The 24038-nt window shown below is 64.4% G+C and carries 20 protein-coding genes and 1 pseudogene; 19 read left to right on the top strand and 2 right to left on the bottom strand.

What is annotated here, in order from left to right; genetic code table 11:
• Positions 1 to 90: 90 nt before the first annotated feature.
• Positions 91 to 414 (bottom strand): annotated as a pseudogene (locus EV674_RS07455) (dihydrodipicolinate reductase); the annotation flags it as partial.
• 341 nt (positions 415 to 755) lie between these two features.
• Between EV674_RS07455 and asd the strand changes: the two are divergent.
• The 7 genes from asd (at position 756) to accD (ending at position 9613) form a co-directional block, all read left to right on the top strand.
• Positions 756 to 1868 carry an aspartate-semialdehyde dehydrogenase gene (asd, locus tag EV674_RS07450; RefSeq protein ID WP_119014272.1) on the top strand — a complete coding sequence of 371 codons (1113 nt, stop codon included), beginning with the start codon at positions 756 to 758 and terminating at the stop codon, positions 1866 to 1868.
• A 288-nt stretch (positions 1869 to 2156) separates the two neighbouring features.
• The gene (locus EV674_RS07445; protein WP_119014309.1) at positions 2157 to 5021 is read left to right on the top strand and encodes a motility hub landmark protein FimV; all 2865 of its coding nucleotides are present in this window, start codon (positions 2157 to 2159) and stop codon (positions 5019 to 5021) included.
• Positions 5022 to 5083: 62 nt separating this feature from the next.
• Positions 5084 to 5902: a tRNA pseudouridine(38-40) synthase TruA gene (gene truA / locus EV674_RS07440; protein ID WP_165887075.1), complete on the top strand. Its 819-nt coding sequence runs from the start codon at positions 5084 to 5086 to the stop codon at positions 5900 to 5902.
• Positions 5903 to 5932: 30 nt separating this feature from the next.
• On the top strand, positions 5933 to 6670 hold the full coding sequence (locus EV674_RS07435) for a phosphoribosylanthranilate isomerase (protein ID WP_119014273.1): 738 nt from the start codon (positions 5933 to 5935) through the stop codon (positions 6668 to 6670).
• The gene (gene trpB / locus EV674_RS07430; RefSeq protein ID WP_119014274.1) at positions 6648 to 7919 is read left to right on the top strand and encodes a tryptophan synthase subunit beta; all 1272 of its coding nucleotides are present in this window, start codon (positions 6648 to 6650) and stop codon (positions 7917 to 7919) included. The genes EV674_RS07435 and trpB overlap by 23 nt, the downstream gene beginning before the upstream one ends.
• Positions 7916 to 8725, top strand: coding sequence for a tryptophan synthase subunit alpha (gene trpA, locus EV674_RS07425; protein ID WP_119014275.1), 810 nt, complete (start codon positions 7916 to 7918; stop codon positions 8723 to 8725). Before trpB ends, trpA begins: the two co-directional genes overlap by 4 nt.
• Positions 8726 to 8740: 15 nt before the next feature.
• Positions 8741 to 9613, top strand: a complete 873-nt coding sequence (gene accD / locus EV674_RS07420; RefSeq protein ID WP_119014276.1) for an acetyl-CoA carboxylase, carboxyltransferase subunit beta — start codon at positions 8741 to 8743, stop codon at positions 9611 to 9613.
• A gap of 120 nt (positions 9614 to 9733) precedes the next feature.
• Here accD and EV674_RS07415 read toward each other — a convergent pair whose 3' ends face one another.
• Positions 9734 to 10282, bottom strand: coding sequence for a YggT family protein (locus tag EV674_RS07415; protein WP_119014277.1), 549 nt, complete (start codon positions 10280 to 10282; stop codon positions 9734 to 9736).
• A 161-nt stretch (positions 10283 to 10443) separates the two neighbouring features.
• Between EV674_RS07415 and EV674_RS07410 the strand changes: the two genes are divergently transcribed.
• The 12 genes from EV674_RS07410 (at position 10444) to EV674_RS07360 (ending at position 24026) form a co-directional block, all read left to right on the top strand.
• Positions 10444 to 11079: an LON peptidase substrate-binding domain-containing protein gene (locus EV674_RS07410; protein ID WP_119014278.1), complete on the top strand. Its 636-nt coding sequence runs from the start codon at positions 10444 to 10446 to the stop codon at positions 11077 to 11079.
• A 37-nt stretch (positions 11080 to 11116) separates the two neighbouring features.
• Positions 11117 to 13078: a polysaccharide biosynthesis protein gene (locus EV674_RS07405; RefSeq protein ID WP_374761696.1), complete on the top strand. Its 1962-nt coding sequence runs from the start codon at positions 11117 to 11119 to the stop codon at positions 13076 to 13078.
• A 305-nt stretch (positions 13079 to 13383) separates the two neighbouring features.
• Positions 13384 to 14172, top strand: a complete 789-nt coding sequence (locus EV674_RS07400) for a class I SAM-dependent methyltransferase (RefSeq protein ID WP_119014279.1) — start codon at positions 13384 to 13386, stop codon at positions 14170 to 14172.
• Positions 14169 to 15362: a hypothetical protein gene (locus EV674_RS17360; RefSeq protein ID WP_165887074.1), complete on the top strand. Its 1194-nt coding sequence runs from the start codon at positions 14169 to 14171 to the stop codon at positions 15360 to 15362. The genes EV674_RS07400 and EV674_RS17360 overlap by 4 nt, the downstream gene beginning before the upstream one ends.
• Positions 15359 to 16468 (top strand): glycosyltransferase, encoded by a 1110-nt coding sequence (locus tag EV674_RS07395; RefSeq protein ID WP_165887073.1) that lies wholly within the window; start codon positions 15359 to 15361, stop codon positions 16466 to 16468. Before EV674_RS17360 ends, EV674_RS07395 begins: the two co-directional genes overlap by 4 nt.
• The gene (locus tag EV674_RS07390; protein WP_119014282.1) at positions 16465 to 17508 is read left to right on the top strand and encodes a glycosyltransferase family 2 protein; all 1044 of its coding nucleotides are present in this window, start codon (positions 16465 to 16467) and stop codon (positions 17506 to 17508) included. The genes EV674_RS07395 and EV674_RS07390 overlap by 4 nt, the downstream gene beginning before the upstream one ends.
• The gene (locus tag EV674_RS07385) at positions 17505 to 18203 is read left to right on the top strand and encodes a class I SAM-dependent methyltransferase (protein ID WP_119014283.1); all 699 of its coding nucleotides are present in this window, start codon (positions 17505 to 17507) and stop codon (positions 18201 to 18203) included. Before EV674_RS07390 ends, EV674_RS07385 begins: the two co-directional genes overlap by 4 nt.
• Positions 18204 to 18213: 10 nt before the next feature.
• Positions 18214 to 19545, top strand: coding sequence for a UDP-glucose dehydrogenase family protein (locus EV674_RS07380; RefSeq protein WP_119014284.1), 1332 nt, complete (start codon positions 18214 to 18216; stop codon positions 19543 to 19545).
• 9 nt (positions 19546 to 19554) lie between these two features.
• Entirely contained in the window at positions 19555 to 20721 is a 1167-nt protein-coding gene (locus tag EV674_RS07375; protein WP_119014285.1) for a DegT/DnrJ/EryC1/StrS family aminotransferase, read from the top strand.
• Between the two features lie 20 nt (positions 20722 to 20741).
• On the top strand, positions 20742 to 21374 hold the full coding sequence (locus EV674_RS07370) for a sugar transferase (RefSeq protein ID WP_119014286.1): 633 nt from the start codon (positions 20742 to 20744) through the stop codon (positions 21372 to 21374).
• Positions 21375 to 21439: 65 nt separating this feature from the next.
• Positions 21440 to 22993 carry a lysine--tRNA ligase gene (lysS, locus tag EV674_RS07365; protein ID WP_119014287.1) on the top strand — a complete coding sequence of 518 codons (1554 nt, stop codon included), beginning with the start codon at positions 21440 to 21442 and terminating at the stop codon, positions 22991 to 22993.
• 13 nt (positions 22994 to 23006) lie between these two features.
• Complete coding sequence (locus EV674_RS07360; RefSeq protein ID WP_119014288.1) at positions 23007 to 24026, top strand: GGDEF domain-containing protein; 1020 nt, start codon at positions 23007 to 23009, stop codon at positions 24024 to 24026.
• Positions 24027 to 24038 lie beyond the last annotated feature (12 nt).

Below are 24038 nucleotides of genomic sequence, written 5' to 3'. Positions count from 1 at the left end.
TGATGACTTCGAATTGTGTATGGCTGATGTCGCTTGGATAGCTCTTTCTCATTTCCCGAGCTTCTCATGATCCCGGAAGACTTTGAACACGTTCTGAAAAAGATGACCGCTGTGGCCCAGCATGCTCATAAATTTGAGCATGAGGATATTGGTGTTGGGGCATACGACCACCGGAAAATCGGGCACGCTGCGCTCCAGATCAGAACCGGTGGACAGCTCGATCAACGGTGACTGGGTGAATGAACAAAACGCCACCACAGCCTCCAGTTCCCGGCCAGAGCCCGCATGAACCACGACGGACTGCGCCGCCTGGCCCCTCAGTGCCTCAGACCATGGCACCACCGTGCCTGCAACATTAAGCGCTCCCAGCAGCTCTTTGGCCAGCTTGCCAGCCCCCACAACAATGACTTGCATCGCAACTTTCCATAGCTAGATAACAACAACCTACATCAGCACACTGCACTGTAGACGCAAGCAAGGTGTGCGGCAGTGCATGGACTTCACGCCCCCCAAACAGCAGTGGTGAAACCCTATGGATGGCATCCGCTACAATCGCACCCCATGTTTGCCGCCCGCCCGTTCCCACTGAACACCGCTTCTGCCGCCCTGGCAGGCGTGGCTGCGCGCGCAATCACCACCAAAACCACGACCATTAAGGGCTGACCAAGCCTGGTTCGTCGTGCGCCCTCCCTGGCCAGACGAGCCGGGGAAAAACAGCCGGGTCTGGCACTGTTTTATTTGAAAGGGCGTTGAAAATGAGCAACAAGTTGGTAGGTTTGGTTGGCTGGCGCGGCATGGTCGGCTCGGTCTTGATGGATCGCATGCAGGCCGAGGGTGACTTCGATCTGATCGAACCCATTTTCTTTTCTACTTCCAATGCGGGTGGCAAGGCCCCGGCACAGGCCAAGGCGCACACCACGCTGCAAGATGCCAACGACATCGCCGCGTTGGCCCAGTGCGACATCGTCATCACCTGCCAGGGTGGCGACTACACCAAAGAAGTTTTCCCCAAGCTGCGCGCTGCTGGCTGGCAAGGCCACTGGATTGACGCTGCCTCGTCGCTGCGCATGGAGCAAGATGCGGTCATCGTGCTCGACCCGGTGAACGACAACGTCATCCAGAAGGCACTGGCCGCTGGCGGCAAGAACTGGATTGGCGGCAACTGCACCAATTCCATCCTGCTGATGGGCCTGGGCGGGCTGTTCAAGGCCGATCTGGTGGAGTGGGTCAGCTCCATGACCTACCAAGCGGCCTCGGGTGGCGGCGCCAACCACATGCGCGAACTGCTCAAGGGCATGGGCGTGGTGCATGCCGCCGTGGCCGACGAGCTGGCCACGCCCGCATCGGCCATCCTCGACATCGACCGCAAGGTGGCCCACACCATCCGCAACGATGTACCCACCGAGTTTTTCGGCGCGCCGCTGGCCGGTGGCCTGATCCCGTGGATTGATGTGCAACTGCCCAACGGCCAGTCCAAGGAAGAGTGGAAGGGCCAGGCCGAGGTCAACAAGATTCTGGGCACCGAGGCCACGATTCCCGTCGATGGCCTGTGCGTGCGCATTGGCGCCATGCGCTGCCACAGCCTGGCGCTGACGCTCAAGCTGAAGAAGGATTTGCCGCTGGCCGAGATCGAAGCGCTGATCCAGGGCGGCAACCCCTGGGTGAAGTGGGTGCCCAACGACCGTGCCACCACCGTGCAGGAGCTGACCCCGGCCTCCATCACCGGTGGTCTGCAAGTGGGCGTGGGCCGCGTGCGCAAGCTCAACATGGGCCCCGAGTACGTGTCGGCCTTTGTGATTGGCGACCAGTTGCTGTGGGGCGCCGCCGAACCGCTGCGCCGCATGCTGCGCATCCTGCTGGCAGCCTGATAGCCTGTGCGCGGGCGCTGCCAGGCAGCAGCCCCGCGCACCGCACTGACCAGGGCATGCCCCCTGGAAACACCCTGTTACGGTCGTTGTCCCGTGACAACACCCGGCGCGGTTCAACGTGACGGTTCGCGCAGCCCTGGGGGCTTGCGCCGCACCTTTCCTTGTCAGTGCATGGCATTGCTGCTATGGTGCCCCGAGACACGTTCACCCCACCGGAGCAAGCGCCAAGCATTCGAAAAATCAAGCCGCTTGCCCCGATCTCACACTCCTTATCAGTTGATGGCAACCATGCATCGTTGGAAATACTCTGCGCTGGCGGCTGCGGTCGTGACGACCTTTGGCCTGTACGCCGCTGACGCCTCGGCCCTGGCCTTGGGCCCGATCACGGTGCAATCCGCGCTCGGTGAACCGCTGCGTGCCGAAATAGACCTGCCCCAAATCACCCCGGCAGAAGCCGACACCCTGCGCGCCAGCACGGCAGCGCCAGAAGTGTTCCGAAGCCAGGGCATGGAATACTCGACCGCAGTCACCCAAATGCAGGTGCAGTTGCAGCGCCGCCCCGATGGCCGCATGGTGCTGCGCCTGTCCAGCGACCGCCCTATCAATGATCCTTTTGTGGATCTGGTCATTGACGCCACCTGGGGCACGGGCCGCATCACGCGCAGCTACACCATGCTGTTCGATCCGCCAGCCCTTCGCCGCCCACCGGTTGCCGTGACTGCGCCAGCACAGATCACCGCACCACAAACCACCGCAGCGGCAGCACCCCCGCCCAGCGCGCCCCCTGCGCCCCCCGCAGCGCCCGTGGCTGCGGCGCCCGTCAATACCGCACCGGCCAGCACGGCGCGGCCAGAGCCCAAAATCTACAGCACGGTGCCTGCGCGCACCCAGCCGACCAGCCCGCGCCCCACGCCCCAGGCACAGAGCAGCCAGCCCGACAACGTCACCGTACGGCCTGGCGATACGGCGGGCCGTATCGCCAGCAGCCACCGCCTCTCCGGCGTCTCTCTGGATCAGATGCTGGTGGCATTGATGCGCGCCAACCCGGAATCCTTTGTCCAAAACAACGTCAACCGCCTCAAGGCAGGTGCAGTGCTGCAACTGCCGGACACAGCACAGGCCCAGGCCACTTCCGTCAAAGAAGCGCGCCAGATCATCGCGGCCCAAAGCCGCGATTTCAACGAGTTCCGTCGCAAACTGGCGGGCGCAGCACCCGTGGCACAAGTGGCCGCTGCCGACCGCTCGGCCACCGGAGCGGTGCAAACGCGCATTGAAGACAAGCGCCCCGTCAGCACCGCCCCCGACAAACTCACGCTCTCCAAGGGCGCCATGCAGGGCCAAAAGGCCACCGAAGAACTGCTGGCACAGCGCAAACAAACCAATGAAGCGGCTGCGCGCGTGCAGGAGCTGTCCAAGAACATTGATGACCTGAACCGGCTCAGCGCGGCATCCGCAGCCCAGCCAGGCACTAGCGCACCCACACCAGCCCCGGCAGCCAGCACGGCCAGCGCCTTGCCTGCTGTTACCGCCCCCAGCCTGGTCGTGCCCCCTGCGCCCCCGGCATCGGCACCAGCGCCCGAGGCGGCGCCCGCACCAGCCCCCAGCGCCAGCGCCAGCGCCAGCGCCAGCGCCAGCGAGGCTGCAACGCAAGCACCGGCTGCGCCTGCCTCGGCACCCGCATCCCAGGCTTCAGCACCCGCCGAAGTCAAGCTACAGCCTCCCCCCGCACCGGCACCCGCACCGATCGAAGAGCCCAGCTTCATGTCGGCCTTGCTCGATGACCCGATGGTGCCCCTGGCAGGTGGCGGCTTGCTCGCCCTGCTGTTGGGCTATGGCGCTTACCGCGCGGTGCAACGCAAGCGCAACGCCCAAACCGTTGACAGCTCTTTCTTTGAGAGCCGACTACAGCCCGACTCTTTCTTCAATGCCAGTGGCGGTCAGCGCGTGGACACGGCCAGCACCGACTCCACCACCGGCTCGTCTTCCATGGCCTACACCCCCAGCCAGCTGGATGCAGGCGGCGATGTAGACCCTGTGGCCGAGGCCGACGTGTACCTGGCCTATGGCCGTGATCTGCAAGCCGAAGAAATCCTCAAAGAGGCTGCACGCCACACCCCGACGCGCGTATCCATCCACACCAAGCTGGGCGAAATTTATGCCAAGCGCCAGGATCGCAAGGCCCTGGAAGTGGTGGCCTCCGAAGTCCACAAGCTGACCAACGGCGAAGGCCCTGACTGGAACCGCATCACCGAACTCGGGCGCGACATAGACCCCGACAACCCGCTGTACCAGCCCGGTGGTCAGCCCACCGCTGCATTGGGCAGCCTGGGCGCAGTAGCTGCCGCAGGGGTGGCCGCAGGTGGATTTGCCAGCACCCTGGCCGAGGCCGCTGCCACCACAGACACCACGCCATCGCCGCTGCCAGACATGGATCTGAACCTGGATCTGGACCTCGACCTGATGGGCGATTCCTCCCCGGACAACACCGCTGCACAGCCGCTGGATTTTGCGGCAGCCATGGCCGCTGAACCGGCCTTGCCTGAAATCCCTGCCACCCCCACCTTCACCGAGCCTGCCAGCACTGCCACTGCGCCAGACCAGGATCTGGGGCTGTCCTGGGACATGCCCGATTTGCCTGCGGCAACGCCACCGGCACCGGAGCCTGCACCAGAGCTGCCCACCCTGGCAGAACTGGAGGCACCAGCCACAGCAGAACCACCAGCCATTGCGCCACCACCGGCAGACCCGGCCATGGCCGACCTGGACTTTGCGCTGGACATTTCCGCCTTCACCGACACGCCCGCACCCGCTGCACCCGCCGCGCCAGCACCAGAAGAGCCCCCCACCAGCGCCCCCGATTCGGGCCTGATGGAGTTCGATCTGGGCAGCCTCACACTGGATCTGGATCCGCCCAGCGCGCCCGCAGCCCCCACCGGCGGGCCAGAGGAGCCCCCAGCAGCAGCCAGCCTGCAAATCGACGAGGTGCCCTCGGGCGAGCCCGAAGACCCGCTGGACACCAAGCTGGCCCTGGCCCTGGAATTCAACGCCATTGGCGACAGCGATGGTGCCCGCACCCTGATTGAAGAAGTGATCGCCGAATCCTCGGGCGCCCTCAAGGCCCGCGCACAAAGCATGCTGGCCGAACTGTCTTGATGCGCGGGTCTGTGCAGCACCCCAGCCACAGCGACCCCGTCGAAGCAGTCGCCCCCCGCCCCCTGCGCATCGCCCTGGGCGTTGGCTACAACGGCCAGGGCTACCAGGGCTGGCAAAGCCAGTCCTCGGGCAAGACCATCCAGGACAAGCTGGAGGCAGCGTTGGCACGCTTTGCCACCGAGCCCATCAGCACCGTATGCGCTGGCCGCACCGATGCCGGAGTGCATGGGCTGATGCAGGTGGTGCACTTCGATACCACCGTGCAACGCACGCCGTTTTCCTGGGTGCGCGGCACCAATACCTTTTTGCCCGCCGATATTGCAGTGCAATGGGCGCGGCCCGTGCCACAGGCGTTCCATGCCCGTGCCAGTGCCAGCGCGCGGCGCTACGCCTATGTACTGTTGCAGTCACCCGTGCGCCCCAGCGTGGACGCAGGCCGCGTGGGCTGGGTCTTCCACCCGCTCGATGGCGACGCCATGCGCCAAGCCGCCGCGTACCTGCTGGGCGAGCACGACTTCACCTCGTTCCGGGCGGCAGCCTGCCAGTCGCCCACGCCCGTCAAAACGGTGCGGCGCATTGACATCACCCGCCGTGGCTCCCCGCACACCGAACCCGGCGAAGACTGGAGCCCGTGCTACTGGCACTTCGAGTTCGAGGCCAACGCCTTTTTGCACCACATGATCCGCAACATCATGGGTTGCCTGATTGCTGTGGGCCAAGGCGCGCAACCCGCCGATTGGATGCAGGAGGTGCTGCAAGCGCGCTCACGCAAAGTGGCCGCGCCCACGTTCTCCCCAGACGGGCTGTATTTTTTGGGGCCGGTGTACGACCCCACCTGGGGCCTGCCCGAACGCACCGCCGCTTTCGACTGGCTGCCCTGAGCACCTCTCTCGACTACCGCGCGCACTGCCATGACCGTTTTTCTTCAGCAACGCACCCGCATCAAAGTCTGCGGCCTCACCCGCGAGGAAGATGTGGACGCCGCCGTGGCCGCTGGTGTCGATGCCGTGGGTTTTGTGCTCTACGCCCCCAGCCCGCGCGCCGTCACCCCCGAGCGCGCCGCGCAATTGGCCCGCCGCCTGCCGCCATTTGTCACGCCGGTGCTGCTGTTCGTCAACGAGGCCGCTACTAATGTGATAGCTACTTGCGCCCTGACGGCGGGCGCTACAGCCCAATTTCATGGTGATGAATCAGCCGCAGATTGCCTGGCGGCCACGGGCCACGGCGCCCGGCCTTTTGTGCGTGCGGCGCGCATCCCGCTGGGCGAAGAAGGCGCGCGCTTTGACCTCGTAAAATACGCGGCTACATATTCCCAAGCCCAGGCCATTTTGCTCGACGCGCATGTCGAGGGCTATGGCGGCGGCGGCAAGGCATTCCATTGGTCACTTCTTCCTCCAAGCGTCAACTCTCACCTCGTCTTAAGTGGTGGGCTCACGCCTGCAAACGTGACCGATGGCATTTTGCAGGTGCGTGCGCGCGGCCTGTCCTTGGCCGTTGACGTCAGTTCCGGCGTAGAACGTGATGGCCCCGATGGCAAACCGCTGCGGGGCATCAAGGACGCCGACAAGATCCATCGCTTCGTGGCCGCCGTGCGTGCGGCCGATGCCCAACTTGCAAATACACCCCATGGCCTCTTACCAGCAACCTGATTCCTCGGGCCACTTTGGCCGCTACGGTGGCAGTTTTGCCAGCGAAACCCTGACCTTCGCGCTCAAAGAACTGCGCGAAGCCTATGCCCGCTACCAAAACGACCCGGCATTTGTCGCTGAGTTCAACTACGAGCTGGCGCACTTTGTTGGCCGCCCCACGCCCGTGTACCACGCCGCGCGCACCAGCCGCGAAATGGGCGGTGCGCAGATTTACCTCAAGCGCGAAGACCTCAACCACACCGGCGCGCACAAGATCAATAACGTCATCGGCCAGGCCATGCTGGCCCGCCGCATGGGCAAGCCGCGCATCATTGCCGAAACCGGCGCCGGCCAGCATGGCGTGGCCACGGCCACCATCTGCGCACGCTACGGCCTGGAATGCGTGATCTACATGGGCGCCGAAGACGTCAAACGCCAAAGCCCTAACGTCTACCGCATGAAACTGCTGGGCGCCACCGTGGTGCCGGTCGAATCGGGCAGCAAGACGCTGAAAGACGCGCTCAACGAGGCCATGCGCGACTGGGTGGCCAATGTGGACAACACCTTCTACATCATCGGCACCGTGGCCGGCCCCCACCCCTACCCGATGATGGTGCGCGATTTCCAGAGCGTGATCGGCAAAGAAGCCGTCACGCAAATGCCCGCCATGCTGGCCGAGCAAAAAATCGCCGCAGAGCAGCCCGATGCCGTGGTCGCCTGCGTGGGCGGCGGTAGCAACGCCATGGGCATCTTCCACCCTTACATCCCTTTTGAAAAAACCCGCCTCATCGGCGTGGAAGCGGCGGGCGAGGGGCTGGACAGTGGCAAACACTCGGCCTCGCTGCAAAAAGGCAGCCCGGGCGTGCTGCACGGCAACCGCACCTTCATTCTGCAAGACGACAACGGCCAGATCCTTGAAACGCACAGCATCAGCGCCGGTCTGGACTACCCTGGCGTGGGCCCCGAGCACGCCTGGCTGCAAGAAATGGGCCGCGCCCAGTACGTCGGCATCACCGACAAGGAAGCGCTGGCCGCATTCCACTACCTGTGCCGCACTGAAGGCATCATCCCGGCCCTGGAATCGAGCCACGCCTTTGCCTACGCCATGAAGCTGGCCAAAGAAATGCGCCCCGACCAGTCCATCCTGGTCAACCTCTCGGGCCGGGGCGACAAGGATATCGGCACGGTGGCCGACCTGTCGGGGGAAGATTTTTACGACCGCCCTTCCATGCGCGGATTGACCGTTAAAGGGGGCGACGCCAAACCATGAGCCGCATCCAGACCACTTTTGAGCAACTCCAGGCCAAGGGCCGCAAGGCCCTGATTCCGTACGTTACGGCGGGCTTTCCGTTTGCCGACATCACCCCCTCGCTGATGCACGGGATGGTCGAGGCCGGTGCCGACATCATCGAGCTGGGCGTGCCGTTTTCCGACCCCATGGCTGACGGCCCGGTGATCCAGAAAGCCGGTGAAAAAGCCCTGAGCCTGGGTATCGGCATGGTGCAGGTGCTCGAGCACGTGCGCGAGTTTCGCAAGCGCAACCACACCACGCCCGTGGTGCTGATGGGCTACGCCAACCCCGTCGAGCGCTACGACCAGCGCCACGGCGAGGACGCCTTTGTGCGCGACGCCGCCGCCGCTGGTGTCGATGGCGTGCTGGTGGTGGACTACCCGCCCGAAGAATGCGAAGACTTTGCCGCCAAGCTGCGCGCGCACCAGATGGACTTGATCTTCCTGCTGGCGCCCACGTCCACGCCCGAGCGCATGGCGCAGGTGGCGCGGGTGGCCAGCGGCTATGTCTATTACGTCTCGCTCAAGGGCGTGACCGGCTCGGCAGCACTCGACACCTCGGCGGTAGAAGCCATGCTGCCCAGCATCCGTGAACACGTCCACATTCCCGTGGGCGTGGGCTTTGGCATCCGCGACGCCGCCACCGCCCAGGCCGTGGGCCGCGTGGCCGACGCCGTGGTCATTGGCAGCCGCATCATCCAGTTGCTGGAAAACCAGCCACACGAACGCGTGGTGGCCGTAGCCATCGACTTTCTGCGCGGTGTACGCAAGGCGCTGGACGCCTGACGAAAGGAAAAAACCATGTCCTGGCTTGAAAAACTCCTGCCCTCCAAAATCCAGCCCACCAACCCCACCGAGCGTCGCCAGATGCCCGAGGGCCTGTGGATCAAATGCCCCAGCTGCGACAGCGTGCTCTACAAAACCGATCTGGAGCACAACCAGTGTGTCTGCCCGCAGTGCAGCCACCACCACCGCATTGGCGCGCGCGCCCGGCTCAACGCCTTTCTGGACGCCGAAGGGCGCTACGAAATCGGCCAGGAGGTCATCCCGGTCGATGCGCTGAAGTTCAAAGACAGCCGCAAATACCCCGAGCGCCTGAAAGAGGCGCTGGAGAGCACGGGCGAAACCGATGCGCTGGTGGTATTTGGCGGTGCCGTCAAGAGCATCAACGTGGTGGTCGCCTGCTTCGAGTTCGACTTCATGGGCGGCAGCATGGGCAGCGTGGTGGGCGAGCGCTTTGTGCGCGGCGTCGAAACCGCCATCGAGCAAAAAGTGCCCTTCATCTGCTTTACCGCCACCGGCGGCGCGCGCATGCAAGAAGGCCTGCTCAGCCTGATGCAAATGGCCAAAACCAATGCCGCCCTCACGCGGCTGGCCAAAAAGGGCCTGCCCTATATCAGCGTACTGACCGACCCGACCATGGGCGGCGTGAGTGCAGGCTTTGCGTTTGTGGGCGACATCGTGATTGCCGAGCCCAAGGCACTGATCGGTTTTGCCGGCCCACGCGTCATCGAATCGACCGTGCGCGTGACCCTGCCCGAGGGCTTCCAGCGCGCCGAGTTTTTGCTGCAAAAAGGCGCCGTCGATCTGATCTGCGACCGCCGCGAACTGCGCAGCACCGTGGCCAACAGCCTGGCCATGCTGCAACGCCTGCCCGCCGACGCCGTGGCCTGACGCACCCGCGCGGCCCCTTCACCCCCCCAAAACCGCCAGCGCTGGCGGTTTTTTTATGCTCTTTTATTGATAGCTGCTCGCGCTGACTGCACAAGGGCTGAAGGCCGTTTTGGCCTTGAATCAGTGCAGCACTGCTGCCTGCAAATACCCCAGCACCATCAGCGCCACCTGCAGCAGCACCAGCAGCACCAGCGGGGACAAGTCCAGGCCGCCCATCAAGGGCAGCACGCGGCGCACCGGGCGCAGCAGGGGCGCACACAGGCGGGCGATGACATCCGACATGGGCGACTGCGCCTGCACCCAGGACATCACGGCATACACGATCAACAACCCGATCATCCCGGTGATGGCCACGCGCACCAGGCCAAACAGCGCCAACCCCGGCAGCCACTGCCAGCCGGCTCCCGCGCCCAGCACCAGCCACAGCAGCACATACTGCGCCAGCTCCACCAGCGCCGCCGCCAGCAGGCTGGCACCATCCCAGCGCCCGACCGCAGGCAGCACACGGCGCAGCGGCAGCACCATCCAGTCGCTCAGTGCAAATACGAACTGGCCCACGGGATTGCCAAACGGGATGCGCTGCCACTGCATGTAAATGCGCAACAGGCAAGCGCCGCAAAGCAGGCCAGCGACCACATCCAGCACAAAAGAAACAATTTGGTAGAGCATGTTGGTTTGCTTGGGCGAATGGGGCAGAGATGGCCTGCCACCAGATCAACGGGAGTTGCCCTAAAGGGGGCGGTTTCAAAACGGGGCCTGCTCTTGGCGACCAAGGCGGCTCCTCAAGTGCATTGCGCCGTGGGATGATAGCCACATCACGCCTAGCCACCATGACGCAACGCCTCACACTGACCTCTTTGCCGCTGCTTCCGCTGCAAGCCGTGCTGTTTCCAGGCGGCATTCTGGCGCTGCGGGTTTTTGAAGTGCGCTACCTGGACATGGTGCGCAAATGCCAACAGGCGGGAGCCCCGTTCGGGGTGGTCTGCCTGCACAGCGGTGACGAGGTGCGCCGCGCAGGTGCACCCCAGGAGCAGTTCCATGGCGTGGGCACGCTGGCCAGCATCGAGCAACTGAGCAGTCCGCAGCCCGGCCTGCTCACGTTGCTGGGCCGGGGCGGCCAGCGCTTTCGCATCGTGCGCAGCAGTTTGCTGGCGCACGGGCTGTGGGTGGCTGATGTAGAGCAGTTGGCCGACGACCTGCCCGTGCCCATCCCCGAAGACCTGCGCAAGACCGCCGCCGCGCTGGCCCAGGTATTGGCCACCTTGCGCCAACGCCACCCCGATGACGCCAGGGCTATCACCCCCACCAGCGCCCAACTGCAAGACTGTGGCTGGGTGGCCAACCGCTGGTGCGAGCTGCTGCCCGTGCCGCTGGCACTCAAACAACAACTGATGGAGCTGGACAACCCACTGGTGCGGCTGGAGCTGGTGGGCGACGTGCTGGAGCGCACCGGCATTGCCTTATGACAGCGCCCACTGCACGGCCACGACTGCGCGCCCGCTGATGAACCACCTTTTGCAATGGCCCCGGGCCGCCAAGCGCCTGTTTGTGGTGGTGCTGGACGCCTGCATGGGCGTGCTGGCCATGTGGCTGGCCTTCAGCCTGCGCCTGGAGATGCTGCACTGGCCTGAGGGCCTGCAATGGCCGGTGTATGCGCTGGCACCTGCGCTGGCGTTCCCTATTTTTGTGCGCTTTGGGCTGTACCGCGCCATCTTTCGCTACACCGGCATCACCGCCCTGATCACCACCGGCCAGGCCGTGGCACTGTATGGCGTGCTGCTGCTGGCCATTTTGCTGGTGGCCCAGTGGGAAGGTGTGCCGCGCAGCGTGGGCATTTTGCAGCCACTGATTTTGCTGCTCATGGTAGGCAGCAGCCGCGCACTGGGCTGGCTGCTGCTGGCTGGGCGGCCGCAGCAAACCCGCCACCGCTTGCTGATTTATGGCGCTGGTCACGCCGGCGCCCAGACGGCAGCGGGTATCCAGGGCACCCGGCACTACCTGCTGCAAGGCTTTATCGACGACGATACCGACAAAGTGGGCCGCAGCATCAATGGTGCGCCGGTGTATGCCCCCAGTGCCCTGCCTGCGCTGGTACAGCGCCTGGGCACCACCGATGTGCTGCTGGCCCTGCCCAGCGCCAGCCGCCAGCGCAGGCACCAGATCATTGCCAGCCTGCACGATGTACCCGTGCGCGTGCGCACCTTGCCCGGTCTGAGCGACCTGGCCAGCGGGCGCGTCACGGTGGCAGATTTTCAGGACCTGGACATCGAAGACCTGCTGGGCCGCGAACCCGTCCCCCCCGACCCTGCGCTGCTGCAACGCAACCTGGCCGGCAAAACCGTGATGGTGACTGGCGCTGGCGGCAGCATAGGCAGCGAACTGTGCCGTCAAATCCTGAACGAAGCGCCCGCCCGCTTGCTGCTCGTAGAGCACAGCGAATACGCGCTCTACAGCATCCACCAGGAATTGCAAACGCACAACAGCCCGCACAACGCCAGCACCTGCACCCTGGTGCCGCTGCTGGCCAACATCACCAACCCGCAGCGCATGGCCGAGTTGTGCCACAGCTACCGTCCGCACGCCATTTACCACGCCGCAGCCTACAAACATGTGCCCATGGTCGAGGCCAACATGGGCGAAGGCATCTGCAACAACGTCTTTGGCACCCTGAATCTGGTGCGCGCAGCCCTGGAACACCAGGTGGCGCATTTCGTCCTGATTTCTACCGACAAGGCGGTGCGCCCCACGAACGTGATGGGCACGACCAAGCGCATAGCCGAGATGGTTTTGCAAGCCATCACGGCGGCACCCCATGCCCCGTTTGATACTTCCACCGCCAACGATCAGCCCCACCCCCAAGTCCCGTGGCAGTGCCCCACACGGTTTTCCATGGTGCGTTTTGGCAACGTGCTGGGCTCCAGCGGCAGCGTGATCCCGCTGTTTCGGCGCCAGATTGCCGCCGGTGGCCCTGTCACCGTCACCCACCCGGAAGTGACGCGCTACTTCATGACCATCCCCGAAGCAGCGCAACTGGTGCTGCAAGCGGGCGCCATGGCCGAGGGCGGCGACGTGTTCGTGCTGGACATGGGCGCGCCCATCAAAATCCTTGAGCTGGCCCAGCGCATGGTGGCACTGTCGGGTCTGACGGTACGCGATGCCCAACACCCGGATGGCGACATCGCCATCACCTTCACCGGCCTGCGCCCTGGCGAAAAACTCTACGAAGAACTGCTCATTGGCGACAACCCCCTGCCCACTGCACACCCGCGCATCTTGCGCGCGCGGGAGGAATACCTGCCATGGCCAGCGCTACAGCCCCTGCTGGAATCGCTGCGGGCCGCCGCACACGCTGGCGATGCGGCGGCCCTGAAAGACGGGCTCATCCAACTGGTGCCGGGTTACCGCCCAAAAACCACGCAGCTTCACGCTGACAACGAGCATTTCGCAGCAACCATTTCGACATAAAAATATGCTTCCAGCCCTTATGCAAAAAGCGCAAGCAGCTATTTTACTAATAGCAAAATACCATATAGCAGCAATGCTGTGGCGCAGCAGTGCCGCGTTTGCCCTAGCGACAGCCCCATACCGACGGCGCACCTGCGCATTCTTCGGGCACGCTGGGGGCACCTGGATTGGGAAACTTTATCTTGTGCCCTTGAGGCGCTCGCGTAGGCCTGCGCCACAGAAGACCATGCCGCAATATCTGCCCTGCTGAGTCGTCAGGTTGCAGGCTATGCTCCCGCTCGCCCCTGAAATGCAGAAATACCGTCATGCCATCCACTGACATCCGCACGCCCACCATCAACTACCAAGCTCTGTACGACGGACATGCGCAATACGCCAAGCGACGGTTAGACGGCTCATTCGAGCAGCGGCAGATCCTTCTAGAGGTGCTGGACTTCAAAATTCCACACCTCTTGGCGCAACTCCCCCCCGGATGGCAAGCCCACAGCGTACTAGAGATCGGCTGCGCGACAGGCGAACTGGTCGCACACTTTCCGCTCGCAGCCCCAGTAACGCGTACGGGCAGTGACATCTCAGCCGAGAACGTAGCAGCCGCGCGGCGACGCTTCCCGGGCACAGACTTCCACCACGGCGACTTTCGCGAACTCGCGCCCCGCCGGTTCGACGCAGTCATACTCAGCGATGTGCTTGAACATGTGGAAGACGATGTCGGCTTTTTACGCGACGCGGCACACCTAGGCACAACCGTGCTCGTAAACCTACCGCTGGAATGCAACTGGCTCAATGACCGGCGCCGCTACGGCCCACAGGACGGATCAGGCCACCTGCGGCGCTACACGCTGGCGCAGGGGTTGGATCTTTTCGCTCGCGCGGGCCTGCACGTGACCAGCTGGCAACGGGTATGGATTCATGAGTTGCCCGTAGAAGCAAAGCGCAGGGCGCTGCGGCACGAGCTACTGGGCCAAGCCTATTCCGGCAACCCGATAGTCCAGGCGACGAAGACAGCGGTGGATATGGCAGCGCGGGCCGTCCCGGCCTTTGGGCGGCGGCTACACGCCTCAACGCTGTTTGCTGCTGCCGAAACCCAAGCATGAGTCTATTCCATGAGCTGCGCTGGACGCTGCTGTTCCAAGGTCTTGGCGCCCTCTCTAGCCTAGGCACCGTGGTGCTAGTCGGACTGCTGGCTGGCGCGACAGCCCAAGGCGCGTTCAGCCGCCTCAAAAGCACGTTGGATCTGCTAATGGCGGTCGCCATGCTGGGAATTCCGCAGGGCTTGCTCTATTTCCAACGTCAAGGCATGGTCACCCGAGAAAAGGCCGTGCAGTTAACGCAGGTCTCCGCGCTGCTAGGCATTACGTCGGCCCTAGCCTACGGTCTCTTCGCGGAGGGCATGGCCATCACCACGCTAGTATTGCTGGCAATTACTACGGCAGCAGGCACTGCACACGGGATACTGCGCGGCGCCATCCTCGCAGGGCTGGCAAGCAGCTCCTTCAACGCAATCACGGTTTTGCCCCAGGTGCTGCTGATGCTGGGTGCCGTAGCCGTCGCCAGCATAGCGGCACTGGCGGGCACCGACCCAACCCTCCCCTTCTTCCTAGCCTGGCTGGCCAGCGCCGCAGTCGCGGCCCTAATGACGCGCAAGCTCGCACTGCCGACGGCTGCCACTTCTGTGGGCTTAGTCCCACTTATGCGGTTCAGCACCGCAGCATGGCTCGTTGCGGTGTTCACCAGTGCATCACCTGCGTTATGGTTGCACCACATCGGAACCACGTCGGGCTTGCAGGCCACAGGACTATTCGCAATGGGCCTTGTGGGTGTTCAGGTTGTACTCACGCCAGCCAACTATGCTGCCCCCCTGCTGTTCAAGCACTGGATTGGTAACACCTCCCTAGCGCCTGCCAAGGCCGCTTTGCGCTACGGCCTGGGTGTGCTTGCCGCCATGGTAGTGTGTGTTTCAGTCTTGCAACTCGCACCTTGGCCTAGGATGCTCAGTGAATACGCTGCACTGGCGAACGTGGCCGGGTACTTCGCAGCCGTTGCCGTACTTGAAAGCATCTTGCGCATCGCATGCGTGGCCTGCAATGCCCAAGGCCGCCCTTGGCATGCTGTAGCCGCCGAACTCGCACGCCTACTTGTCCTAATGGGCACCATACTCATTGCCCCCCCGGCAGACTTGGAGGCTCTGTCTCAGGCATGGGCTCTGGCCTCGCTAAGCGCCGTGATGGCGCTAGCCTGCACCATGAGGCTATGGCCCACCAAGCCCGCCTCTTTAACCCCATGAAGATTGCCCTACTCGGCCCAGCCAACGTTATCCACTACCAGCGATGGGCTTATGCCCTGGCTGCCCGTGACCATGAGGTCCATCTGATCTCACAGCACCCTGACGCTGCCATCGCTGTATCGCCTGTCTTTGCCTCCAAGACCTGGCTGCCCATCAAGCGCACCTGGGGATACGCGGGCAATGTGCCAGCGCTGCGCCGTGCGCTAGCTCACATCCAGCCCGACATCGTGAATACCCATTACGCCAGCGGGTATGGCCTGAGTGCTTCCTTGGCTACATGCCATCCCTGCGTGCTTTCTGTGTGGGGCAGCGATGTCTACGACTTTCCCTATGAGTCCAGACTCAAGAGCTTGGTGCTGCGCTGGAACCTACGACGTGCTACGGCTATCGCCTCCACCAGCCATGCTATGGCACGGCAAGTGGCGCGACTGATTCCCGGCGCTCCGTCGGCGCACATTACGCCCTTCGGTGTTGACTGCGACATGTTCACACCCGCCCCCCAACGCACCACTGGCCCCTTCACCATTGGCATCGTAAAGACTCTCGCACCCACATACGGCGTAGATCTACTGGTGCGCGCCTTTGCCCAATTGCTACAAAGCCCTGCGATGCTGCGCCTAGACGCCGAGCGCCCGCTGCGACTGCTGCTGGTAGGGGACGGCCCAGAGCACGGCCCGCTACAACAGTTGGTGGCCCAACTGGGACTTCAGGCACGCGTTCACTTCGCAGGCCATGTCACGCACGGCCAGGTGCCCTCGTGGCTGCGCCAATTCGACATCTTCGCTGCACCAAGCCGCAGCGAAAGCTTCGGCGTGGCCGCCGTGGAAGCCTCGGCTTGTGGCCTACCCGTGGTGGTGAGCGACGCAGGCGGGCTGCCTGAAGTGGTAGACGCTGGCCGCACAGGCTTGGTTGTAGCCCGCGAGAACGTGCCCGCGCTGGCAGATGCGCTACAGGCGCTGGCGCTGAACGCGCCACTGCGCGAAGCCATGGGCTACGAGGGCCGCCAGCATGTACTCAATCATTACGAATGGCATCGGTGTGTAGACCAGATGCTGGATTGCTACCAAACGGTGATAGCCATGGCACGCGGCCACACATCCACATGACGACAGCAACAGACTACATACCCGCCGCGCCCCGCCTGCTCAGCGTCATCGCCCCGTGCCGCAACGAGGCAGCCTTCATCGACGCATTCTGCGACTCGGTGCTGCGCCAGCAACTGCCCGCAGGCTGGCACATGGAAGTGCTGATCGCTGACGGCGAGAGCGACGACGGCACGCGCGAGTGCCTGCGGGAGCGCTGCGCGCGCGACAGGCGGCTGGTGCTGGTGGACAACCCGGGTCGCATCGTCTCCACCGGACTCAATGCCTGCATCGCGCTCGCCCGGGGAGAGGTGATCGCCCGGCTCGACATCCACACCCAGTTCGCCCCGGACTACCTGGTCCGTTGCATCGACACCCTGGAGCGCAGTGGCGCCGACAACGTGGGCGGCCCCTGGGTCGCCCAGGGCACCGGCCCCATGGGCGAAGCCATCGCTGCGGCGTTCCAATGCCGCTGGGTGGTAGGCGGCGCTCGCTCGCGCTACCAGGACTACGAGGGCGCGGTCGACACCGTGTACCTGGGCTGCTGGCGGCGCGAGGCGTTCACGCGCTTCGGCCTGTTCGACGAGGCGCTGGTGCGCAACCAGGACGACGAGCACAACCTGCGCCTGCGCCGGGGCGGCGGACGCATCTGGCAGAGCGGCACGATCCGCTCGGTCTACCACCCGCGCGGCTCGCTGCGCCACCTCTTCGCCCAGCAGCAGCAGTACGGCTACTGGCGGCCCTTCGTGGTGCGCAAGCACGGGCAGCCGGGCTCGCCGCGCCAGCTGGTGCCCGCGCTGTTCGTCGCCGCGCTCCTCGTGAGTGCCCTGCTGCTGCACTGGATGCCCTGGCCCGCCACGGCACTGGTGGCGCTGTATGGCGCCTATCTGGCGCTGGCGAGCGTGGTGGCGGCACGCGCCGCCGGGTCCTGGCGCCTGCTGCCGCGCCTGCCCGCCGTGATCGCCGCCTTCCACCTGGGCTACGGCTGGGGCACCTGGCAAGGCTTGTGGGATGTGCTGCGCAAGCGCACGCCGGCGCAGCATTTCGCGAAGATCACGCGATGAGCACGCCTGAGATCCACGCCGTGCAGGCGCGCTACGCGCGGCGCGACAACGGCGCAGACGCGCAGCGCTACAGCCTGTACGCCAACGCGGCTGCCCTACAGGCACAGCAGGAGCGCTTGCACGCCATGGCACGTCTGTGGCGCGCCCATGGCTGGGCCAGCCTGGCCGATCGCACCCTGCTCGAAGTGGGCTGCGGCAGCGGCGGCAATCTGCTGGATCTGCTGCGCCTGGGTGCCACGCCCCGGCTGCTGGGCGGCATCGAACTGTTGCCAGAACGCGCCACCGCCGCACGCGCCCTGCTGCCCGATGGGGTGACTGTCCTAGAAGGTGACGCCTGCGTGGTACCGGTGGCCGACGCCAGCCAGCAGGCCGTGCTGGCATTCACCGTATTCAGCTCGCTGCTCGACCCCGGTTATCGGCAGCAGTTCGCGCGCACGCTGTGGCGCTGGGTGGCGCCAGGCGGCGGCGTGCTGGTGTATGACCTCGTCGTCAACAACCCACACAATCCGGATGTACGCAAGCTGCCGCTGGACGAACTGCGGGAGCTGTTCCCCAGGGCACGGCTGCATTCGCGTCGGCTCACGCTGGCGCCGCCGATTGCGCGACGGCTGCCCGCCGGGCTCATCACCCCGGCATCGCTGCTGCTCCCCCCCTTGCGCACGCACCGCCTAACCTGGGCGGTCAAACCTCTGTGAAATCCTGAGCATGAAAATCACTGTCGTCGGAACCGGTTATGTAGGCTTGGTCACGGGGGCCTGCCTTGCGGAGATGGGCAACCAGGTGGTCTGCCTGGACAGCAACCCCGGGCATATCGCCGCATTGCAGAACGGCCTGCTGCCCATCCATGAGCCCGGCCTACTCGACCTCGTGCTGCGCAATACGCGCGGCGGTCGGTTGACCTTCACCGACGACGTGAACCGCGCCGTGGCGCATGGCAGCGTGCAGTTCATCGCCGTAGGCACACCCGCAGACGAGGACGGATCGGCTGACCTACAGCACGTGCTCGCAGCAGCACAGGCCATCGCCGAGCGTATGCAGGAGCCCCGGCTCATCGTGAACAAGAGCACCGTCCCCGTGGGCACTGCGGATCGGGTACGCGAAGTGATCGCGCGGGTGCTGCTGGCGCGCGGCCTGCCAGAGCTGGCGTTCTCGGTGACATCCAACCCCGAGTTCCTGAAGGAGGGCTCCGCCGTGCAGGACTTCATGCGCCCCGACCGCGTGATCGTGGGCGCCGACAATGAACAGGCCGCGCAGGCCTTGCGCATGCTCTATGCGCCCTTCATGCGCAATCGCGACCGCTTCATCCTGATGGACATCCGCAGCGCGGAATTCACCAAGTACGCATCTAACGCCATGCTGGCCACGCGCATCAGCTTCATGAACGAACTGGCTCTACTGGCAGAGAAACTGGGGGCCGACATCGAGCAGGTGCGCACGGGCATGGGCACAGACCCACGCATCGGCACACATTTTCTCTATGCTGGCACGGGCTATGGCGGCTCGTGCTTCCCCAAGGATGTGAAAGCCCTGGTGCATGCAGCGCAGGAAGCCGGACAAGCGCTGCACATTCTGCACGCAGTGCAGGCTGTCAACGAGAGACAGAAACAGGTGCTGATCGACAAGATCGTGGCGCGCTTCGGCCCCGATCTTTGCGACCGACGTTTTGCCTTATGGGGCCTGGCCTTCAAACCGGGTACGGACGACATGCGCGAAGCCCCGAGTCTGGTCATCATCGAACACCTACTCGCACGCGGCGCTGAAGTAGCCGCCTACGACCCGGTGGCCCTGGCCCAGGCACGTCGGGTGTTGGGCGAGCGTCCCGGCCTGCACCTGGTGAGCCAGGCCACCAGCGCACTCGAAGGTGCGGACGCACTCATCATCGTGACCGAATGGAAAGAATTCCACAGCCCCGACTTTGCCCACCTAGCCATCGCCCTGCGCCAGCCAATCATCTTCGATGGCCGCAACCTCTTTGAACCCGCAGCGATAAAGGCGCTAGGTATCGAATACCACGCCATCGGCCGCGCCCCCCCCTGAACCGCCACCATGTCCGACACCGACCTTCCCTTCCTCCCCTTCGCCCTCCCAGACATCACCGATGCCGAGATTGCCGCAGTCACTGAGGCCCTGCGCTCTGGCTGGGTCACCACCGGCCCTCGGGCCCGCGCCTTTGAGCAGGCCTTCACCGACTACCTGGGCGGCAACGGCGTGCATAGCATTGCTGTCAACTCCGCCACGGCTGGCCTGCATCTGGCGCTGGAGGCCCTAGGCCTAGGCCCGGGCGATGAGGTGATTGCGCCCACGCTGACCTTCACCGCCACGGTGGAAGTGGTGCGGTACCTGGGCGCCGATCCGGTGCTGGTGGACGTCGATCCGGTGACTTTGAACATCGACCCCGAGGCCATCCGCGCGGCCATCACACCGCGCACCCGCGCCATCATGCCGGTGCATTACGGCGGGCTGGCCTGCAATATGGACGCCATATTGGCCATCGTGCGCGAACATGGCCTGAAAGTGGTGGAAGACGCCGCGCACGCCCTGCCCAGCACCTGGCAGGGCACGCTGGTGGGGCAACTGCAATCCGACATCACTGTGTTCAGCTTCTACGCCAACAAGACCATCACCACGGGCGAAGGCGGCATGGCCGTCACACGCGACCCGAAACTGGCCGAACGCATGCGCGTGATGCGCCTGCACGGCATGAACCGCGACGCCTTCGAGCGCTTCAGCTCCAAAACCCCGGCGTGGTATTACGAGGTAGTCGCGCCTGGCTTCAAATACAACCTGACCGACACCGCCGCGGCCTTGGGCCTGGTGCAATTACAGCGTTTGCCACAGTTTGTGCAGCGGCGCCAATACTTGGCGCAGCGCTACCACGCGCAGCTGGCGAGCCTGCCGCTGGTGCTACCCGCCACAGCACCGGCGGGCGATGTGCATGCCTGGCATTTGTACGTGGTGCGGCTGGCGCCAAGTGCGTGCATGGGGCGCGACGCACTGATTCAGGCGTTATCAGACCGGGGCATTGGCACCAGCGTGCATTACGTCCCGCTGCACCACCATCCCTATTGGCGCGACCGCTACCAGCTCACGCCAGAGCAATTCCCGCAAGCCGATGCAGCCTACCAGGCCATGCTCAGCCTACCGCTGTTTACCGCCATGCAGGATGCCGAGCAGGATCGCATAATTGCCGCGCTGCACGAGCTGCTGGGCTGACGTTCTTACAGCCCTGTCCCATGTCCAAACGCTTGTTCGACCTCGCCTTTGCCACCCTGGCCCTGCTGCTGCTGTGCCCACTGCTGCTGGCGGTGGGATTGTGGGTGCGGCTGGATTCACCCGGGCCGGTGTTCTTCAGACAGCAACGCGTAGGGCGCGGCGGGCGGCTGTTTGGTATCTACAAATTCCGCACCATGCACACCGGCGCGGAGGCTGTGGGTCCGCAAATCACCGTAGGCCAGGATGCGCGCATCACCCACGTCGGTGCTTGGCTGCGGCGCAGCAAGGTAGACGAGCTACCGCAGTTTTTGAACGTGCTGCGCGGCGACATGAGCGTGGTCGGCCCGCGCCCCGAAGTACCACGCTATGTAGCACTGTACCCCGCAGATGTACATGACACCGTTCTGTCTGTGCGCCCAGGCATCACCGATCTGGCCTCCATCGTGTTTCGCCACGAAAGCGAACTGCTGGGCCAAAGCAGCGACCCTGAACGCACGTACACAGAGCAGATTCTGCCCCTCAAGCTGCACTACGCCAGCCAATACGTGCGCACTCGCAGCCTGTGGCTGGATCTGAAAATCATCGTGCAAACCGCACTGGTTGTGCTGGGCTGGGGCAAGCCAGAAAACCTGCGGTCTTCTCATGGCCCATAACCCATAAAATCCCCGGTTTGGCTGTGACCAGCCCCATTTTTCTACGCCCCGCAGTGGCGCCCTCCATGTCTGACAACACCACTCCCCACGCTACGCCCCCTGCCCACGACGAAAACCAGCTCATCGCCGAGCGCCGCGAGAAGCTGCGCGCGCTGCGCGAATCGCTGCAAAGCAACGGCGGCGTCGCCTTCCCCAACGATTTCAAACCCCAGCACCAGGCGGCCGATCTGCACGCGCAGTACGGCGCGCTCGATGCCGAAACGCTCGAAGCCCAGGCCGTCACCATGAGCGTGGCCGGGCGCATGATGCTCAAGCGGGTGATGGGCAAGGCCAGCTTTGCCACCGTGCAAGACGGCTCGCTGGGCAGCACGGGTGGCCGCATCCAGCTCTACATCACGCGCGATGCGCTAGGCGAAGAGCTGTACGCCGCCTTCAAGCACTGGGATCTGGGCGACATCATCGGCGCCGAAGGCACGGCCTTCAAAACCAAGACCGGCGAGCTGTCGATCAAGGTCACCACGCTGCGCCTGCTCACCAAGAGCCTGCGGCCCATGCCCGACAAGTTCCACGGCATCCACGACCAGGAAGTCAAATACCGCCAGCGCTACATCGACCTGATGACCGACGAGCAGGCCCGCAAGCGCTTTGTGGCGCGCAGCAAGGCCGTCAGTGGCATCCGCGACTTCATGGTGCAACACGGCTTTTTGGAGGTGGAAACGCCCATGCTGCACCCTATTCCGGGCGGCGCCAACGCCAAGCCGTTTGTCACGCACCACAACGCGCTCGAACAGGAGATGTACCTGCGCATTGCCCCCGAGCTGTACCTGAAGCGCCTGCTGGTGGGCGGCTTTGAGCGCGTGTTCGAAATCAACCGCAACTTCCGCAATGAAGGCATCTCGGTGCGCCACAACCCCGAGTTCACCATGATGGAGTTCTACGCGGCCTACTGGAACTACCAGGACTTGATGGGTTTTACCGAGCAGCTGGTGCGCGATGCCGCCATGAAGGCCGTGGGCACGCTACAACTGAGCTACAGCGGCCGCGAAGTCGATCTGAGCCAGCCTTTTGCGCGCCTGACCATCCGCGAAGCCATCTTTCAGTACACCGAAGCGGGCGCCCATGTGGACGACGCCGCCTGGCTGATCAGCGCCCTGAAAAAGCTGGGCATGAGTGAAGAAAAACACAAGCTCTCGGGCCGCACCCTGGCCAGCCTGCAAGTGCTGTACTTTGAAGAAACCGTGGAAGACAAGCTCTGGCAGCCCACCTTCATCATGGAGCACCCCACCGAAATCAGCCCGCTGGCGCGCGCCAACGACAGCCGCCCCGAAGTGACCGAGCGCTTTGAGCTCTACATCACGGGGCGCGAGTTCGGCAACGGCTTCTCCGAGCTGAACGACGCCGAAGACCAGGCCGCGCGCTTTCACGCCCAGGTGGACGCCAAAGACAGCGGCGACGACGAAGCCATGTACTTTGACCACGACTTTGTCCGCGCGCTGGAATACGGCATGCCCCCCGCAGGCGGCTGCGGCATCGGCATCGACCGCCTGATGATGCTGCTGACCGACAGCCCCAGCATCCGCGACGTGATCCTGTTCCCGGCCCTGCGCCGCGAAACCTGAGTCCGGTGCAGCCATGAACGCTGTGCCTGCCATGGCCCCAGACGAAGAGTCGGCCAGCCCCTTCACGGTGCTGGTGGTCGAAGACCAGGATTCAGTGCGCGCTGCGCTGGTGGGCGAGCTGCACCACGCCGGGGTTTCCGACGTTCTGCAAGCGGCCAACGGCAACATGGCGCTGCACCTGTTTCGCTCGCGCCGCCCTGACCTGGTGCTGCTGGACATCAAACTGCCCGGCAACGACGGCTACTGGGTGGCACAGCAAATGCGCGTGGCCGAGTCGGGCGACTGGACGCCCATCATCTTCTTGTCAGGCCTGGACGGCGATCTGGACGTCTGGCGCGGCATCGAGGCCGGGGGTGACGACTATCTGGTCAAGCCCGTCAAACCCATCGTGCTGGTGGCCAAGCTGCGCGCCATGCGCCGCCTGCTGGACATGCGCCGGCGCCTGGTGGCCATGACCGAAGAGCTGCACCAAGCCAACCAGCGCCTCAACGAGATGGTGGAGGTCGATGCCCTCACCGGGCTGGTCAACCGGCGCGGCCTGGACCGCATCCTGCACAGCGAAATCATGGCCGCACGGCGCGACGGCACGCCGCTGACGCTGATGCTGTGCGACCTGGACCACTTCAAGCTCTACAACGACGCCATCGGCCACCTGCAAGGCGATGTGTGCCTGCGCGAAATTGGCCGCCTGCTCAGCGAAGTGTGTGTGCGCCCGCGCGATGTGGCCGCGCGCTACGGCGGCGAAGAGTTTGTGCTCATCCTGCCCAACACGCCGCGCTCGGGGGCCATGACGTTTGCCCGCGCGCTGGGCCAGTTGCTGCGGGTGCGTGCCATCACCCACCCCAACTCGCCGCTGGGCAATGCGCTGACCCTCTCGGGCGGCATTACCACCTGCGTGCCCGACGACAACACCAGCGCCGAGAGCATGCTCATGCGCGCCGACCAGGCCCTGTACGCTGCCAAAACCCAGGGCCGCGACCGTTTTTTCAGCTTCGAAATGCAGATGGACACGGTGGCACAGCGGCGCAGCTAGCGCCTGGCCACC

The organism is Simplicispira metamorpha (assembly GCF_004341365.1).
GTDB lineage: Bacteria > Pseudomonadota > Gammaproteobacteria > Burkholderiales > Burkholderiaceae_C > Simplicispira > Simplicispira metamorpha.
This window is presented reverse-complemented; position numbering and strand designations above follow the sequence as displayed.